This is a genomic window from Bacteroides sp. L008 (assembly GCF_040812255.1).
GTDB classification, from domain to species: Bacteria; Bacteroidota; Bacteroidia; order Bacteroidales; family Bacteroidaceae; genus Bacteroides; species Bacteroides vicugnae.
In genome coordinates this window covers 2,860,205-2,877,152 of record NZ_JBFNXO010000001.1, presented here as the reverse complement: position 1 = coordinate 2,877,152, position 16,948 = coordinate 2,860,205, and the positions used below count along the sequence as shown (strand labels likewise).

Here is a 16,948-nt window from a genome sequence, read left to right as displayed (position 1 = left end):
ATGCTTATTTCATGTCACCAAATAGATAATACAGGCTTATTATTAGATTCCTTCGTATCAAAATAGCAGCTTCTTTCATTGTCCGAGTCATCGCCCAATTGTCTGAGTTCCCTTATCAACGCAAAAGTGATCTCTTTCTGCTTGCACTTACGGACCAATCCGGTAACATCGAGCTGATGATATGAAGCATTTTTATCGACTACGATTTCTCCCGCTACATGTGCGGTGTTTCCTACCTGGGTTATGCGCATTTGTTCCCTATCTAAATTAGGAGCATTATTCCAATTTAAGGACATTTCATTCCAATCGCAGTTGTCTAAGGCGTAGACATGGAAACGATATGAATGCTTGTCCGACGAATTACCATAAATCTGCAGTAGTGCCGCATTTATATTATCTACTTTGGACAAGTCGAATTTGATGTAGCTGACCTGATTGTGATTAATCTGTGAAGCGTTCATTTCTACACTCATCTTTTTTATTTTGCCAAAGTTCTTTTCGCTATTACTGCCACTCTTTATAGTAGCGTCTGCTGTAGCAATCAAAGTGCAAGGCGTACTTTGGCAAGCAGGGATGGTAAGAAGCATCACACTTTGAGCCGGTAGTTCGAACGATAGTTGTCCGTTTTCAGAAATTTCTTTTGACCACACCACTTCGCCATAAGCATCCGCACTTACTTCTTCGGCAAATACCTTTGTACCGGTGGGGAGGTTTAATGATTTTAAATTCAAAGTCAGCGTGTTTGGCGAGAGTTTACGTTGTACAAGCCATATATAATATCGCATTTCTTCCGGGTTGTAAGAGGTTAATGCATCTACCTCATTATCGGGGACTGATTTCACCGTTTCCAATAGCGGCCGTTCGTCCTTAAAACCTTTTGCAAAAAGCCGGACTACCTGTCCCGTCCGCTGAATGCCACTGATGTCATAAGATTCCGGGATGTTTTTTACTGATTCTTCATCAAACAATTTTATCTCCCTCACCTTGATACTGCCCTTATCGGTAGCAATAAAACGAATTCTCGAACTTGTCACAGGAGTCTTAAATAGAAAGAATGATTGTGTGTAGCGGGCATTCTCTTCAATCGTTTCTTCAATGTCTTTCCAACCGGTACCCTCCCAATATTGCAACCGGAAATTCTTCACGCGGTCCGGACCTGTGTAGACTCCGTATTCCGAGCCTGTATAAATCACAGCTGCACCCAAAGAATAACTCTTTCCCAAATCTATTTCGAGGCATTTCTTTTCGTCTGTATTCACAGATGTCCACATGGAGACATCGGTCTTGTTGCCGTCGGTGATCACTTTCACTTGTGCAGGATGTGAAGAAGTCAAATCAATGACTTTCTTCCCCAATGCTACGTTATTGTAAGCATCTTCCACGATTCTCTTGCCTTGCCAGATAAAATGATGTCCCGATTTAATGCCACGCGGATAGGTGTTGCTGGTTGTGTTGGCAAATTTGAAGGCCCACATACCATACCCTTGGTTAAGGGTATTGTTTGTATATTCACCTGCCCATTCGGTAAATAGGGAAGGGGAGTCCATCGTCTCGTATTTGTCAATAAGATAGGCATTCATCCAACGCCCGGTTTCAGTATACACTATCGGAAGAGAGCGGTTTAAAGGATGATTATCTACTATGATCTTCCGTATGTCCGAAACCTTGGATACATATCCTGCTGCCGGAAGATTATAAGAGTGTGTCGAGAATATGTCCAGCAAGTCTCTGTCGGAAGGTAATCCCCGATAATCAATACGCAGGCTTTTCACAACCTCCGCCCACCAGTTAGCGTTGGAGCCTGCCGTAACAGGACTTACAAAACGTGATTTCAGATGTTTTCCATAGAGTTTGTTTACATCCTGTATAGCACAATATATAGCATCTGACACAACTTTCATGGCATCTACATATTGTGTGATTTTCATCGGACCGGAATGTCGGTGATTAGGTTCGTTCTGCATGGCGAACATTGTCACGTCACCCGTTTTGGCTGCATAAAATGCCAGGGCATAAAAACGTTGCCATTGTTTCCATTTATTGCTCCATGTATTGTCAAAGTCTGTTGAATTCATCTGTAGGACTACATCTATGTTCAAACGTTTCAATTCTAGTAAAGCATATTCAAATACCATTGAATTGGTTGAGAATTGTTGTTTGCGACATCTTTCCAAAATTGGTTTCCATTTGATGAAGTTATTTTTTTCGGGATTGCTTCGTAATTCATGTTTGTACGATTCAAACTCTTCTAGTGTATTCAGGTTCTTTTGATAATTCACAGCTTCTTCGGGTACATAATCATTCATAGATGTCCATACGCGTAAACTGTTTACATTGGAATATTCAAGCCAACCTGATATGTTGCTGCCGGGCATATAATATCCTTGATTGTAAGCCACGTATTTCATGGTATTTCCTACTACATTTTTATTGACTGTTACAAGCATGTCCTTAGGAAATTCTTTATGAACTCTGTCTGGCAGTTCATTCTGAATAACAGGAGCAATCATATTTTTCTTTTCTTTGCCATATACTTCAAACTCATTGATGGTAACAGGTTCCCCATCAGTAGAGATTAGTCGAAGCTGGAAAGTAGTAAGTTGTGGAGTAAATGTGAATTCTATTTTGTCCAGCCTGTTTTCTGTACATTCCGTATTGGGTAAGTCTGTCCAGTTTGCGTCGTCCCAATATTGAATCTTGAAATTCTTCATTGCCCAGAAGCCGGGAGCTTTTCCCTTCTCCTGTTCTGTCTTTTCCGATTCAGGGATTCCTGTGTGGATAACTACCCTGTCAATATCATAATATCTCTGCAAATTGACATCAAGAATATGCGGAGCACGGGCATTTGGGTCACTTATCCAGGAAGATTTACGTGAAATGACTCCGTCAGTCACATTTGATGCTGGAAACTCTTTTTGTTGTGAGGATGCTATTACCGGTTTATGTAATGCTACATTCACATTGTCAGCTGATATACTTGTAAAAGGTATAGTCATGGCTCCATAAACTAAAACCAAACATTTTCTAAGGTACATAAATCTTTTGTATTTTATGGTATGTATTTATTTTCCGGAGTAACAAGCATTATAGGTAGCTTCTGCATATCTGCGTCCCAGAATGATCTGGCTGTCTGCGCTGAAATGAGGGTCACTTTCATTAATCAGAGGAACTAATTCTTTGGATGACACGCAATAAGAATAAGGAATGTGTTTTGGAACCGTGCGTAACATTTCATTGAATGTTTCCGATGTTCCATTCTTTCTCCATTCTGCCAGTTCGCCTACAATAAATGGGAGTTTTTCATTATTTAGGTCTTTCCGTAAATTGGCTATCAGTTCTTGTAGTTTCGGCATATATGTTGCCGGGTCATTACTGTCGCTTTCTCCTTGATGCCAGATGATGGCTTTTAGTGTACCGAACTTCATCGCTTGACGTATACGTGACAGGGTTTCATCATAATAATTATCTTTTGCTCCCTTCATCCATGAGTTGATTGAACTGCCTCCACGGGCATTGACTACCAGTCCTAGTGGACGTCCGGTTCTTTCTGTGATTGATTTTGCAAATGAATAGGCAGGTCCTACTCCTTGTAAACCCAATCGTTTGCGGATCGTAGAATATTTATTCAGAGGATTGCGTGCCGGTTCCATACTGCCGGTGGGAGTAAGCAGATATGTGTTTTTAATATAACCTTTATAGTTATCTGTGATATATCCTCTTCCGGCCATATTGGACTGACCGATAAAAAGAAACAAATCAAGGTCAGGAATTTTTGGTTCAGGATTAATATGGACACCTTCTGTCATCAACTGATATTTGTCTGTACGGAAAGGAACTGCCGGAAAACCCTCTTCATTAAATAAGTTCATATCGGTACTATTCACCCAGAGGTAACGGACATCTACGGGATTTGTCACCAGATTATTTTTCACTTTTACTTGATTTTTGCCTACGATTATTGCTTCAGCGGGATAAAACTTGCCGTCTTTACCCGCAACAGTGAAGCCTGAAAGTGTTGCTGCTTTGTCTTTGCTAACGAGTCCTGTACCGGTATTGGCAAAATCAAGTAGCAAAGAGCCATCGGCAGTTTTCGTCATCTTTTTGAACTCCGGTCCTTGGCAAACCACTTTTTTACCGTAAACTTTTCCTAGTGCTAATTGAGACAACCGCCAGCCTACCGTGTCTTTCACTATGGGATGAATATCTTTCGGATTACCCTGATCGAAAGCGACAACCATTGCTGTATTTTTTACATGGAGTGAGGTGAGGTATTGCGCTTCACGTAGTTCATACCAATAGCGTGTTTTCGTTTCGAATCTGGGTAACTGAATAAAGAGAAAAGGAATATCTCCCTGTCCCCAAGCAGTTCTCCATTCCTTTATCATGGCAGGGAACAGTTTGCGGTACTGCGCTCCGCGGGCTGTGTTCGACTCTCCCTGATAAAAGAGGAAACCTTTCAATGTGTAAGGGATAACAGTGTTTAGCATTGTCTCGGACAACCCTATCGGCCTATGGAAATTCTTTCTTCCCATAGGTTCTACCGGTTTGTCTATATATTTCTTTTGTTCTTCGCTCAGCTGGTGATATTCTGTCAGGCTTGAAACATAACGGTTGTATAATTTCTCGTACCCGTCCGGTCCGTAAGAATTCACCATACTGTCATAATGCTGTACTATCGGCTGGAAGTCTTTGTCCGACATCAGCAGTGTCCTGCTTGTCCAGGCCTCCACCGTGGTTCCTCCTACCGGAGTCTGAATGATACCGATAGGAACATTCAACTCTTTATGTATGTTTCTGGAAAAATAATAAGCGATAGCAGAAAACTCCGGTGCTGTCTGCGGTGAACATACCCTCCATGATGCTTTGGACACTTCCTGTTCCGGGTAGAATTTTCTCGGTACTTTATAATAACGTATTTGTGGATAGTCTGCCAAACTAATTTCCGTTTGAGCATCTTTTACCCTGCGTAAAGCGAATTCCATGTTCGACTGACCACCCGCCAACCATACGTCACCTATTAAAACATCTTGAAAACTAACCTTATTATTACCGTTTATAACTTCTAATTTATAGGGTCCTCCGGCTTCTCCGGTCTTCAATGTCACTTGCCATTTTCCCTGAATGGCTTTTACTTTCTGAAGCTGCCCTGCAAACCGGACCTCAACCAGTGAGCCGTTTTGAGCTTCTCCCCATATCTTTATTATGGCATTTCGCTGCAACACCATATGGTCCGTAAAGACATCTGCTACCGTAAATCCGTCTGTTGCAAAAGTCAGTATTGCTATCAGAGATAAATACAAAGAGAATAATATGCGTTTCATAGTTTGCCTGATTAAAATTCATTGGCAAATATCCTGCTTTTGTACATTATAAGATATAAAAATCGTTCTTTTAAGAAGTAACATCGTACGGAAGTTAACTTTTCGATTTGCTTATTATCGTCTTTAACAATATGGTACGCCTGTCTCCTTTCAGCATCACCTTCATACTGTCTTTTAAATGAGAGATATTTGTTCTGATAACCAACTGCTGTTTAGGTTGAATAACATACTCTTTCCATTCTCCTTCTGCAACCGAAAGACTGATATTAAGAGGTTCTTCTACCGGGTTCTCCAATACGGTAATCATAGTCTTCGCTTTTCGGGGAAGTGCCAGATAAAAGTAACCTTCTCCAATAGTGGACGACTTATCGATTATAGGGCTTCCACCACGCGAGAATTTGAATGGGGCCATCGGGCGTCTGCCATAAGGAACGTATTGTACTCCCGGTTTCGAATTCCAGCCTCCGTAGGAACCTGCATACTGATAGCCATATTCGTCAATCTGCACTTTATACTTAGGCAGTTCTTCCTGTCCCTTAGGAATGATAGGAACCGTGTTTACCATCAGGCCGTTGCAGGGAGCATTGACGATTCCTCGTTCGGAGGCATAGTCTCCCCAGATAATGGAATCGTTTACGGCTACATATCGTTCGTGCTTCTTATCGACAGCCATGTATTGAATCATGTTGGACAAAAGTTTGTCAGCTACTGGATCTGTTCCGCAGTGGTCTATCAAGTCAAATCCGGATAAAAGGATGGAACCTTTACCTATAAATATTTCGGATAATGCCGTAGCAGCCAGAGCACGGCTATAATTGGCAAGAACAGCTACATCCTTCATGGAGGGTGATTGCAGGTCATAACCGGCTTTTACAGGGTAGATGGCCGGAAAACCATTCTTCGACTCATCATAGGATGTATAGTCAGACCATAGCCTGAACATACGGGGATTTAATCCTTTGAAAATCGGATGATAGGGACGTTCCAGGTTAATATTCATTCCGTCTTTATATGCCAGAGAAGGTGACAGATAGACCGGGTCGTTATTACTGTGCTGCAGAAATTCAATCTTTATAGGTGACCAGGATTGGTTGAAGTCTGTTTTATCCTGCTCCAGACAAATTATGCGGCCACCCTTATTGATATATGCTTTCAGTTCTCCGGTCTGCCTGTCAAGATTATCATTCCATGAGTTTTTGCCGATGACAAGCGTGGAGTTTTGGGTGAGTTCTGTTATTGAACGTACTGGTTTCACCGAATATCCGTTTCTTTTCAAACAATTCAAAGTCTGTTGTTCCGGTGTGGTGTCATATACGGAAATCGTAGCTGTTGCATCAACTGCGCTGTTCCAGTCCTTTCCGGCTATAAATAATTCGCTTTCATTATATGACACTTTTTTGCCTTTGGAATAAATCTCTCCTTTTAATAAATAATCTCCCGTAAGCAAATTGGGGGGGATATTGATAGTCAGAGGCAATTTACCGGTTCCGTAATAAGGTACAAACGGAAATTCATTTTCTCCCGATATCACTTTCCTGCCTTCCTGTTCAATCCACCAATGCAGACGGACATCACTCAATGCATTGCAGTAATCGTCATCATTTACCACATGAGCCACCACTGAAAGTTTGTTTCCTGCATATATCTGTGATTGCCAGTTTTCCCAGCTCAATAATATGGACTGATAACTAAGTTGATATTGTCCGGCAACCGGTTTTGGCTTCATTTCGGCAAAAGATTTCACTCCATCCCAATTATGAAATACAATTGTGAAGGGCATGGTGCCTGCCAGACAATCGTTTTGGCTTCTCAAACGCCGGAATAGTTCCGTGGCATTTTTCAGGACAAACGCCTGATAGGCCATGGCTGCTTCTGCCTGTTCCGTATCAGGCAAATGCCCTGTCCAGCATTTTTGAGAACCGGGTTGTTTGGTTCTTGAACAGAGGTTAAAGCGTCCGTCTATACCGGTATAATTGCCAACACATTCCGTAAAGGTGATCGGCTGTACTTTGCCCGGATTCTGCCACATATCCTTATCGCGCATATTCAGGTAAGTAAGAAAAGAGTTGTAATACCATCCCCAATATCTGTGCACGTCATAAATGTCTGCAGATTTCCCCAGACCATAGCCTGCATTACATATATACAGGCGGGTATTATCCCATTTTTTGAGTTCCTGATACATTCGGGTGAGAAAATCTCTGTATAAATCACCCGCCTTTCCTTCGTAAGGCATTTCGTTGGATAAGATATAAATCACAACAGAAGGATGGGAGGCGAACGGGCCTAAATCTATTTCCTTATAAGTTTTGAGCGATAGTTCAAAATCTTTCGGGGGAGCTGTTTGGGTTGCATGTTTGGGGCGACCGTACCGGCCGGCGAATATCATCATTCCTTCTTCGTCGCATACGTCCATCCAATTTTGGTTATCAGGGATACGGATGATATTTATATGGAGGCTTTTCATATATCGCACATAGTCACGGGCAAACTCTTTACTTTGTTCCAGTTGTTCCGGTATGCCACGTTCCGGTGGATTTATGGCATTGCCTCTCAGGTAGATCGGGTTGTCATTTAAATAGAAGATACCGTTATGCATCTCGAACTTTCTGAATCCGATTTTCTTCTGAAAAGTCTGCTCCCCGGCTTTTAGTGTCAGATCATAGAGTACAGGTGAAACCGGACTCCACAATTTAGGAGTCAGTTGGCCTGTCTCCAGTACTACTGTCGTATCGGTTTTATGAGTAAAGAGATATTCTTTGGAAAAGCTGCATAGTTTCTCTTTATTCTGTGAACCGACAATGGTAGCATCAAATAATAACCGTTCACCTGCCTCTGCTGATAATGCTACTTCTATCTTGACACTCTTATCAGAGGTGACAGGAGTTATTCTTTGAATATTGGCTGCTGTCAATAATAATGGGAATAACAGGCCAAAAGCACCTAATAGCTTTGTTTTCATAGTATGATTATTGTATTTAAAATGGATAATAAATTTATTCCACGTATTGATAAATTCAGATAAAGCACCGCTAATCTGGAAAGTGCTTATTCGGGAGTCTTTTTTTCTTCTCCTTTCTGGAACTGCGCCGGTGTCATTCCAAACAATTCCCTGAATCGTTTAATGAAATAGCTTGGAGAGTTGAAACCTACTTCATAAGCTATTTCTGAAATTGTTTTAGTGTCAGACTGGATCAGCAGCATTTGTGCTTTTTTCAGTCTGACGTTCAAAATAAAATCATTCGGTGTCTGTCCTGTTATTCCTTTCAGTTTCAGGAATAACTTAGTGCGTCCGATGTTTAAAGCCTGTGCAAACATATTCACGTCAAAATCGGGATTATCGATGTTCTGTTCGATACAGGTCACACATTGTTCCATAAATTGCTGGTCTGCCCCATTGGTTGCCAGAATATCTATATTATTATCCATTTGTTTAGCATATTTTTTCTGTAACAGCTTTCTGCCGTTCACCAGGTTATTACAACGCATAAACAAATGTTTCACATTAAAAGGTTTGGTGATATAGTCATCCGCCCCCATTTTTAACCCTTGTATAGTAAATTCTTCCGCAGTCTGTGCTGTGAGCAGTATTACAGGAATGTGTGACGTTTCAAAATTACTCTTAATCATCCGGCACATTTCTATACCGGACATTTTGGGCATCATGATGTCACTAAGCACAATATCGGGTTGCACTTCTTTGGTTTTTTCAAAACCTTCTTCACCGTCTTGTGCTTCATAAACCGAATATACTTTGGAGAATAACCGTACTAGCAGTTCTCTTAACTCTTCGTTATCTTCGACAATCAGTATTTTATTCGACGGTTCTTCCTTACTGTCGGAGTTGTCGTCATCCGGCAGTTCCTCCGGCATCTTTTCATCATCCATCTTCAGTAACGAGATGCAGTATGAATCAATATCAGGAGTCTCTATCTTTTGTGAAGCCGATATGTGGCTGTCTCCCAAAGGCAACTCGACGACAAATGTCGTTCCTTTTCCCTCCCGGCTTCGGGCGCCGATTTTACCTTGGTGAGCTTCGATAATACTTTTTGCAAGAGCCAGCCCGATGCCCGTACCTTTCTGGTTATCCAAGCTGTCGACTTGATAGAAGCGGTCGAATATCTTGTCCAAATTTTCTTCGGCAATGCCGATTCCCGTATCTGAAATAAGTATCATAACGCTGTTTTCATACTCTTGTACTGACAACGAAACCGTACCTCCGAGAGGTGTATATTTAAAGGCATTGGACAATAAATTATAAATAACCTTTTCCAGTTGCACCACATCAAACCATACATCTAATGAACGGTCTTTGTTGAAGTATTCGAAAATAATCTGTTTGCCTCTGGCATATTCCTTGAAGGATAGATAAATTTCATCCAGAAACGAATAGATATTCTGTTTGCTATATTTAAACTTTTCGAATCCCTGCTCTTGTTTCCTGAAGTCAAGCAATTCGGTTATCAAACGTTTCATGCGCAGTGTGTTTCTATGGATGCCTATCAGTCTGCCATATACTAGCGGTTGAATATCATTCCGTTCCATCAACATTTCCAGCTGACTCACAATCAGAGTAAGCGGAGTACGGAATTCATGTGATATATTAGTGAAAAATCGGAGTTTGGACTGGTTCAATTCTTCTATCTGCTTTTTTTCTTTCTTCTCATATTCAAGTGAGGCCCTCAATTTCAACTTGGAAGAGTAGAAACTCACTATTATATAGAGAGAAATAATCATGATAACGACATAAGAACAGTACGCCCATGTCGATTTATAGAAAGGCGGTTTTACAATAATGTCTATTTCTTTGCAAATGCTTTCCCTTCCGGAATATTCTTCGGAGCTTTTTATCATTAGCTTGTAGTTACCCGGATTCAGGTTCGTATAAGTGATACCTTTGCGATAACCGGCACTCATCCATTCTTTATCAAAGCCCTCCAGTTTATAGTAAATCCGATTTCTTAGTACTGATACATAATTTGATAATGAGAAATTAACAGTGAGTATGGAATGGTTGTGGTTCAGAGTGATTTGCGGTTGATATAAGATAGACTCGGAAAGGATACCGGAACCATCATTAGGCAATATGAGTTTATTGTTCACCTCCAATGAAGTAAAGTTCAGTTGATAAGGTTTAACGTAAGAATTCAGTTCCTTTTCAAAGAAAGATATCATCATCTTAGGACCGGATAGGAAGATCTCATTATCATGGGCAACAAACAATCCGTAAGGATTCAACGCTGTCATCGGGAAACCATTTTGTTTGTTATAGTTATAAAACCGCTCGTTTTCCATGTCAAAACGAGAAAAGCCCTGGTTGCTTGCTATCAGAAGGTAACCGGAAAGAGATTCGTTTATATCCAGGATATAATCGTTAATCAAGTCTGAATTTTGTGAGTTAAACGACTTGAATGTATTAGTATCAGGTTGGTATAGAAATATCCCGTCTCCGGAAGAACCTGCCCATATGTTTCCTTTTTTATCTTCAAAGAGTACATTTATAAGGTTGCTTCCTATGACTCTTCCGGAGGTGTTGGGAACAAAGTATTCATCCCGTTTATGGGTTTCAATATTATACTTTACCAGCCCCCGGTAATAGGAAAACCATAGATTGTCATGCTTGTCGAGATGCATATCGATGATCTGCCTGTTGTTGAGTTTGCTGTCCATTAATAGTTTGGTACATTCTCCGGTTTGCGGATTAAATAAACCGATACCGTCGTGGGTGGCCAGCAACAAGTTTCCTTTATACGGAATAATTTTCCGGACTATATCGTTAATCAATGTATTCTCCTTGCCGGGAATATGTCTGTAGTTGGTGAATTTCTGCGTTTTCAAATCCAGCTTGTCCAATCCTCCCTTTAGCGTTCCTATCCATAGGAGCTGGTTCTTCTCATCCAGATATAGAGCTTGGATTGCATTGGATGTAAGAGAATTACTATTATTACTATGTTTATATTCGATGAAGTTTTTTGTTTTTCTATCGAGATAATTCACTCCTCCGCCTTCTGTTGCGATCCAAATGCCGCCTTTGGAGTCTTCTTTCATTCTTCCGGCGAAAGGAGAAGTCAATTTTCCTTTCTGCGATTCATCCGGATAATAATAGGTATAGATTTCATAATCCGGATTAAATAGGTTGATTCCTCCATAGTAGGTACCTATCCAGAAGGTCCCTTGCTGATCTTTCATCATACAAATGATAGAAGAGTTGCTTAGGCTATAAGGCTTGTTGTCTTCACTGTAATGAGTAATATTGGTGGAGACATCCAGCTTGTCCAGCCCTTTAAAAGTCCCTATCCAGTAATTCCCCCAGCTGTCTTCCATAATGCAACGGATATAATTACTGGAAAGCCTGTTTTTATAAGGTCCGTCCTTGTAGTTGGTTTGTACACCGTTTCTGTCTAGCCGGAAAAGTCCGTCATCCTTAGTCCCTATCCAGATGTTTTTCTTGGAATCTTCATAAATACAGGTTATATCTTTATCGGGAAGATAATTAAGCCATTTCTTGTTGCTGTCTATCATGTACAAGCCTTTATTCATGGTTCCTACATACAGGTTGCCTTCATGATCTTCAGTGACGCATGATATGCGTGCGCTGTCCAGGTGGTAATAATATGCTAATTTATCTTCTGTGCGGTTGTAGGTGAACAATGAATCTCTCGTGCAAACCCATAACTGGGAGTTGCCGTAGTCAATGGCCTGGATATTGTTATTACGGATAGTATGGAAGGTGTTTTTTCTAATATCATATTCTACTACGGCGTATTTGCACCGGATATAAATATGACCGTTTTTATCACCGCAGATGGTACCGATGTTATTATTGTACAAGCTGTTTTTATCGTTCTCTATCGGACGGAATATATGGAAGTCAGTGCCGTTATATCGGTTCAGGCCATCTTTGGTCCCTATCCAGATAATACCGAACTCGTCTTGATAAATAGATGTGATTGTGGGTTGTGAAATACCATTTTCTACTCCGAGTGCCTGAAAATGTATATTTTGTCCAAACGAAAGAGTAGAAATAAATAATAAAAGAAAAGGGATATACTTCTTATACATACAATGGACTCCTTTAATACAAAACAAACTTATGAATTATTTTCGAAGTATACCAAGTAAAACGGCTTGTTTAACTAATACAATCTTCCGAAAATAATCGGTTGGTAACAAAGGTAGTGTTGGGTAGCTGTTTTTAATATAAGAATAGGACGATTATATATCAATATTGTACGCAATCGGTGAATAATCCTTTTTTATTGATTATATTCCAATTCAGATTATTGTAATATCAAAAAAGAATAGAATTTTGTTTTGCTGACTCACGAAGGCAACAGTCCTATCTTCTTGTTCTGATATTCTTTAGGAGATGTACCGACATACTGTGAATTATGTGGCTTATTTGAAAGCGGCGGGACAACTGCAATGATAAAACCAGTATTCTGGACATCCTTATGGAATGTCCAGAATACTGGTTATGATTTGTACCTGTCGGGGAGTAAAAGTTCGTGTACGCGGATGATAACCTGTGGCAGTCAATAACCGGAGCAGTTCTTTATTTATTTTAATCCATTTGGTGAATATGCGTATGGCGCAACGGGGTGTAATGTTCGGATTGTACATACAAGCCAATTCCTTTTTCTTATAAGTTTTAATGCGAAACGGAATTTCTTCCTCTTCTGATGGCAATTCTTTCATGTTGATAGTTTAATGTTTTAAGATGTTGTAAAGGTACAAAATAAAAAAGGCGTTGTCAAGTCTTTTATAAGAATACTTTGGAAAACAGTACCCGCCTACGGACGGGTACTGTTTTCCTGCTTTTAAAGGCTGATAATTAATCTTATGCTGCCGGGTCCGGTGCTTCTCCTTTGCCGTCATCCGGATTGGGATTCGGGTTGGAATCCGGTTGTTCCGGGCTGATGGAGCCATCATCGGAAGCCACCGCTTTTTGAACACTGACTTTACTAAGCATCTCTTTGAATTTGTAGCCCGGAGTGAAAATAATTTTCACTCTGCGTATCGTATCGCTATCTACCTCTTTTTCAGTATCCTGACTTTCGCAATTCATACCTGGACGGAAGCATCCGAAATCTCCTAATTGAACAGAAATACCTTTTCTAAGGTTGAGATTTAATGTATCGATCAAAGCATCGAGTACAAATTTTACCGCTCCACTGGGAACCATTCCGACTTTAGTGATTTCCTCGCACAAATCTCTGAAATCCACCGTATTGGTGATTACATTTTGTGCTACATACTTTTCAGCTTTAGTTTTATCAAAGCCGAATGTTCTTTTTTTAATGACGTATCTAAGTGCCATAGTTTTTTGTTTTTTTAATTAGTTACTTTAGTTATCAATTCTCTTTGTGATCACGATGCAAAGATACTATGGGCACTTTCCGGGGAGGTGCTTTAACGGTCCTAGATGTACGTACTTTGATTCACTTTTATTTATTTTGTTTGTATACTTCTGATTTATAGATTCTTATATTTTCTACTTTAATAGCCATTTCCAAATAGGGAGTATTTCAATTAGTTTTCCTTCTATTTCAATAGTCCGTTCTTCAGAATATGTAATTATCATCAGTTGGGAACAGTCGAGGACTCTGGATAGCTTAATGAGAGCTCCCACTTCACGGTCGTATGTTCCGTCACTGTTGTCTAAGGAGTAACATACCTGAATGGCTGTGGTGCTATCCGGAAGATAAAAGTCAACCTCTATGCCTTTATTATAGAAAAAAACAGTATCTTTGTGTCCATAGCGTCTAAGTAGGGTTATGGCAACTAAATTTTCCAATAAAGATGTTTGTCCGTCAAGTAAAAAGAGATTTAGAATCCCGTTGTCATTAAAATAATATTTAGGCGTACTTTCCTTGTCGGCTAATTTACCGGCAATATTATGAATAGATGAAATGAGCCATGCGTCTTTAGCATATTCCATGTAGTTTATAACAGTGGTTACACCCACTTTGGCGCCAGTTGATGAAACTATATTGGCGATGCGATTAAAGGATATGGGTTGTTTGACGCTTTCGGCTATTTTCTTAAACAATACTCTAAGAGCAAATGTATTGTCAATCGAATGACGCGTAGCTATATCTCCCAGATAGATTTTTTGATATATACTGGTCAGATAATCCCGTTTTGCATTAAGTGTGGCACCTTCCGGAAATCCGCCAAAGAAAAAATAATCGTTGAATTTGCGCAATATTTCGGCTTTCTTCTCCGTAGCTATAAGGGACATAGGGGTTAGTTCGATGTTATTGGCTGTAAGATATTCTTTGAAATTGTAAGGGTATACGTCTACGGTTATATATCGTCCACCGAGAGTAGTCTGTACATCTCCGCTAAGCATTTTTGCATTACTGCCGGTGATGTATACTCTATGTTTAGTGTCTGCCATACGACGTGCAAACTTATCCCAACCTGTGATATTCTGTATTTCATCAAGAAATAGTATAGGTCTTTTGCCATACATCTCAAGATGAATTTCAAGCAGCAAGTTTAAATCATTCACGCACATTCCAACAAGCCGTTCATCTTCAAAATTGATATAAAGCATCTCATCCCAACCCATTCCTAGTGAAAGGAGTTGTTGCATCCGTTGATAAAGCAAAAATGATTTTCCGGCACGTCTTATGCCGACAAACACATAATTCCCAAATTCCTCGAAGTTGAAATTTCTTGGAATCACTTTATATTTAGGGACTTCAAGTTGGTTGTCCGCAATTACAGATTTTAGAATTGTTCTATTCATCATAATGTATATATCTTATTGATAATACAAATATAAGCATTTTTATCCTACAGACAAGATAATATATCTATTATTTTGTCTTGTAGATAAGATAAAGGATAAATAAGCAATTCTACTTGTGCCAAGAGTTTTTGTGATGTTTATACCTTTATATATACAGTCAACTTTCCAATCCCTTCTTTCCTTATTATTCCGTCAGTGATAAAGGATTTTAATTCTTCAATAGCCACTTTTTTATTTCGTCCTGTCAGATGGCTATAATCTGTCCGGCTGATGAATAGGTGATTTTCCAAGTATGTGTTGAGGCGGTCGCGACACGTCTCACGGGAGATACTATTTTTCTTAGGGCGTGTGATAGATTCTCCTCGTTGCAGCCTCATTTTATCGCCTACTTCTTTCTTGAATGGACGGCTTGCGCGGAAATTAATATTTTTCATTTGGACAGACGCTGCCCGAATTTCTTTTTTATCTTTAATTGGCGGACATTGCAGCGAGGTAGAGAAGAATCCGAAGTTCCCTATTTCTACATTCCAGCCGTCGGCTAGTAAATCCCGTGCTTCATTGGCAAAGGCTTCCATGGCTCCTGCCAATAAACTTCTGCTGATACCGGTAAACTTGTGGACACGATCCAGAAACTCTTCTTTACCTACGGTTCCTTTGGAGACAATACGGGCGTGTAGCGGTTGTTTCTCTTCTTTGTTTGGACTAGGAGTCTCAAATAGGTCATATATTGCACTCATATACTAATGTTTAGTGATTTTATAGTTACTATTAATTCGTTCTACAACTGTTGACTTTTAGTTCTACAGTTGTTTCCCTTTAGTTCCACATCTGTTATTGTTTCGTTCCATATTTGTGGAACGAATTGATATGTGCTACAAAAGTAGCTACTTTATGCAAGAGAGAGGTGCTTTAATTGTAGAGTAGTTTTTTATATGAATAAGATAACTTCGTAATAACTTGCACTTCCTGATTTATTCAATTACTTTTGTAGCGTATAAACCAAAAGAAAGGAGTTGTATAAGTATGGCAAGACCAATTAAGGAAACTCCGATACTTTTCGGAGAAGATGCTCGGCGATTTGAAGAACGGATGAAAGAGAAGCGTAGTGAAACGCCGGAGCAGCGGGAAAAAAGGTTGAAAGACTATGAACTGGCAATGAAAATCTTTAAAAAATAAAAAATGAATCGTCAGTTGATAGAGGAAGCGTATGAGATGCGTAAATTAAATATCTCAGAAAAAATAAAATCGTTCGATTGTGGAGATACCGATCTGAACGATTTTATTTTAAATGAATCTTTTCTTTATCGGGAAGCTTTGTTAGCTGTAAGTTATGTACTTGAAAATAAAATGGGACAACAAACAGTCGCATATTTTAGCCTTGCTAATGATCGTATTTCTTTGTCTGATTTTGAGAATAAAACAGAATTTAATCGTTTTCGAAAGCATCGGTTTGTGAATGAGAAACGTTTAAAAAGTTATCCTGCCGCTAAAATTTGTCGTTTAGGAGTCGATTTATCTGTGAAAGGTCAATCAATAGGCTCATTCCTGTTGAATTTTATCAAAAGTTACTTTGTTATTGAAAATAAAACGGGTTGTCGCTTTTTAACTGTAGATGCGTATGCGGCAGCTGTTCCTTTTTATGAGAAAAATGGATTTATTCCTTTGAATAATGAAGATGTGGATTCTGCTACACGTTTGCTTTATTTTGACTTGAATGATATTGTGAAATAGATTAGAGCAGCTTTATCAAATATTTTGTTTTGTATACAAAACAAAATGATGTACCTTTTATTCTATATATGAAACGAAAACCTTTTATTGAAGTCTGCCTTTTTGTATACATACGCCTGATCCAATCTTTTTCTTA

10 protein-coding genes are annotated in these 16,948 nt (G+C 39.6%); 2 read left to right on the top strand and 8 right to left on the bottom strand.

Annotated elements, in window-relative coordinates; translation table 11 throughout:
- Nucleotides 1-14: 14 nt before the first annotated feature.
- The 8 genes from AB3G73_RS11405 to AB3G73_RS11370 form a co-directional block, all read right to left on the bottom strand.
- Nucleotides 15-3,035 (bottom strand): DNRLRE domain-containing protein, encoded by a 3,021-nt coding sequence (locus AB3G73_RS11405; RefSeq protein WP_195649116.1) that lies wholly within the window; start codon nt 3,033-3,035, stop codon nt 15-17.
- A 27-nt stretch (nt 3,036-3,062) separates the two neighbouring features.
- Nucleotides 3,063-5,321 carry a sialate O-acetylesterase gene (locus AB3G73_RS11400; protein WP_259023379.1) on the bottom strand — a complete coding sequence of 753 codons (2,259 nt, stop codon included), beginning with the start codon at nt 5,319-5,321 and terminating at the stop codon, nt 3,063-3,065.
- Between the two features lie 94 nt (nt 5,322-5,415).
- Entirely contained in the window at nt 5,416-8,283 is a 2,868-nt protein-coding gene (locus AB3G73_RS11395) for a glycoside hydrolase family 2 TIM barrel-domain containing protein (RefSeq protein ID WP_367744948.1), read from the bottom strand.
- 86 nt (nt 8,284-8,369) lie between these two features.
- Complete coding sequence (locus tag AB3G73_RS11390; RefSeq protein ID WP_217721236.1) at nt 8,370-12,383, bottom strand: two-component regulator propeller domain-containing protein; 4,014 nt, start codon at nt 12,381-12,383, stop codon at nt 8,370-8,372.
- Between the two features lie 390 nt (nt 12,384-12,773).
- On the bottom strand, nt 12,774-13,019 hold the full coding sequence (locus tag AB3G73_RS11385) for a DUF4248 domain-containing protein (protein ID WP_004299385.1): 246 nt from the start codon (nt 13,017-13,019) through the stop codon (nt 12,774-12,776).
- 142 nt (nt 13,020-13,161) lie between these two features.
- On the bottom strand, nt 13,162-13,641 hold the full coding sequence (locus tag AB3G73_RS11380; protein WP_259023377.1) for an HU family DNA-binding protein: 480 nt from the start codon (nt 13,639-13,641) through the stop codon (nt 13,162-13,164).
- A gap of 174 nt (nt 13,642-13,815) precedes the next feature.
- The gene (locus AB3G73_RS11375) at nt 13,816-15,081 is read right to left on the bottom strand and encodes an ATP-binding protein (protein WP_217721235.1); all 1,266 of its coding nucleotides are present in this window, start codon (nt 15,079-15,081) and stop codon (nt 13,816-13,818) included.
- A gap of 137 nt (nt 15,082-15,218) precedes the next feature.
- Entirely contained in the window at nt 15,219-15,818 is a 600-nt protein-coding gene (locus AB3G73_RS11370) for a DNA-binding protein (RefSeq protein ID WP_217721234.1), read from the bottom strand.
- Nucleotides 15,819-16,104: 286 nt separating this feature from the next.
- Between AB3G73_RS11370 and AB3G73_RS11365 the strand changes: the two genes are divergently transcribed.
- Together AB3G73_RS11365 and AB3G73_RS11360 are read left to right on the top strand one after the other, a co-directional pair.
- On the top strand, nt 16,105-16,257 hold the full coding sequence (locus AB3G73_RS11365) for a hypothetical protein (protein WP_004326181.1): 153 nt from the start codon (nt 16,105-16,107) through the stop codon (nt 16,255-16,257).
- 3 nt (nt 16,258-16,260) lie between these two features.
- Entirely contained in the window at nt 16,261-16,812 is a 552-nt protein-coding gene (locus AB3G73_RS11360; RefSeq protein ID WP_217721233.1) for a GNAT family N-acetyltransferase, read from the top strand.
- Nucleotides 16,813-16,948 lie beyond the last annotated feature (136 nt).

What these genes read in the sequence shown, in the direction of transcription:
- AB3G73_RS11405 (WP_195649116.1), bottom strand. Translation starts at nt 3,035, where the DNA reads ATGTACCTTAGAAAATGTTTGGTTTTAGTTTATGGAGCCATGACTATA.
- AB3G73_RS11400 (WP_259023379.1), bottom strand. Translation starts at nt 5,321, where the DNA reads ATGAAACGCATATTATTCTCTTTGTATTTATCTCTGATAGCAATACTG.
- AB3G73_RS11395 (WP_367744948.1), bottom strand. Translation starts at nt 8,283, where the DNA reads ATGAAAACAAAGCTATTAGGTGCTTTTGGCCTGTTATTCCCATTATTA.
- AB3G73_RS11390 (WP_217721236.1), bottom strand. Translation starts at nt 12,383, where the DNA reads ATGTATAAGAAGTATATCCCTTTTCTTTTATTATTTATTTCTACTCTT.
- AB3G73_RS11385 (WP_004299385.1), bottom strand. Translation starts at nt 13,019, where the DNA reads ATGAAAGAATTGCCATCAGAAGAGGAAGAAATTCCGTTTCGCATTAAA.
- AB3G73_RS11380 (WP_259023377.1), bottom strand. Translation starts at nt 13,641, where the DNA reads ATGGCACTTAGATACGTCATTAAAAAAAGAACATTCGGCTTTGATAAA.
- AB3G73_RS11375 (WP_217721235.1), bottom strand. Translation starts at nt 15,081, where the DNA reads ATGATGAATAGAACAATTCTAAAATCTGTAATTGCGGACAACCAACTT.
- AB3G73_RS11370 (WP_217721234.1), bottom strand. Translation starts at nt 15,818, where the DNA reads ATGAGTGCAATATATGACCTATTTGAGACTCCTAGTCCAAACAAAGAA.
- AB3G73_RS11365 (WP_004326181.1), top strand. Translation starts at nt 16,105, where the DNA reads ATGGCAAGACCAATTAAGGAAACTCCGATACTTTTCGGAGAAGATGCT.
- AB3G73_RS11360 (WP_217721233.1), top strand. Translation starts at nt 16,261, where the DNA reads ATGAATCGTCAGTTGATAGAGGAAGCGTATGAGATGCGTAAATTAAAT.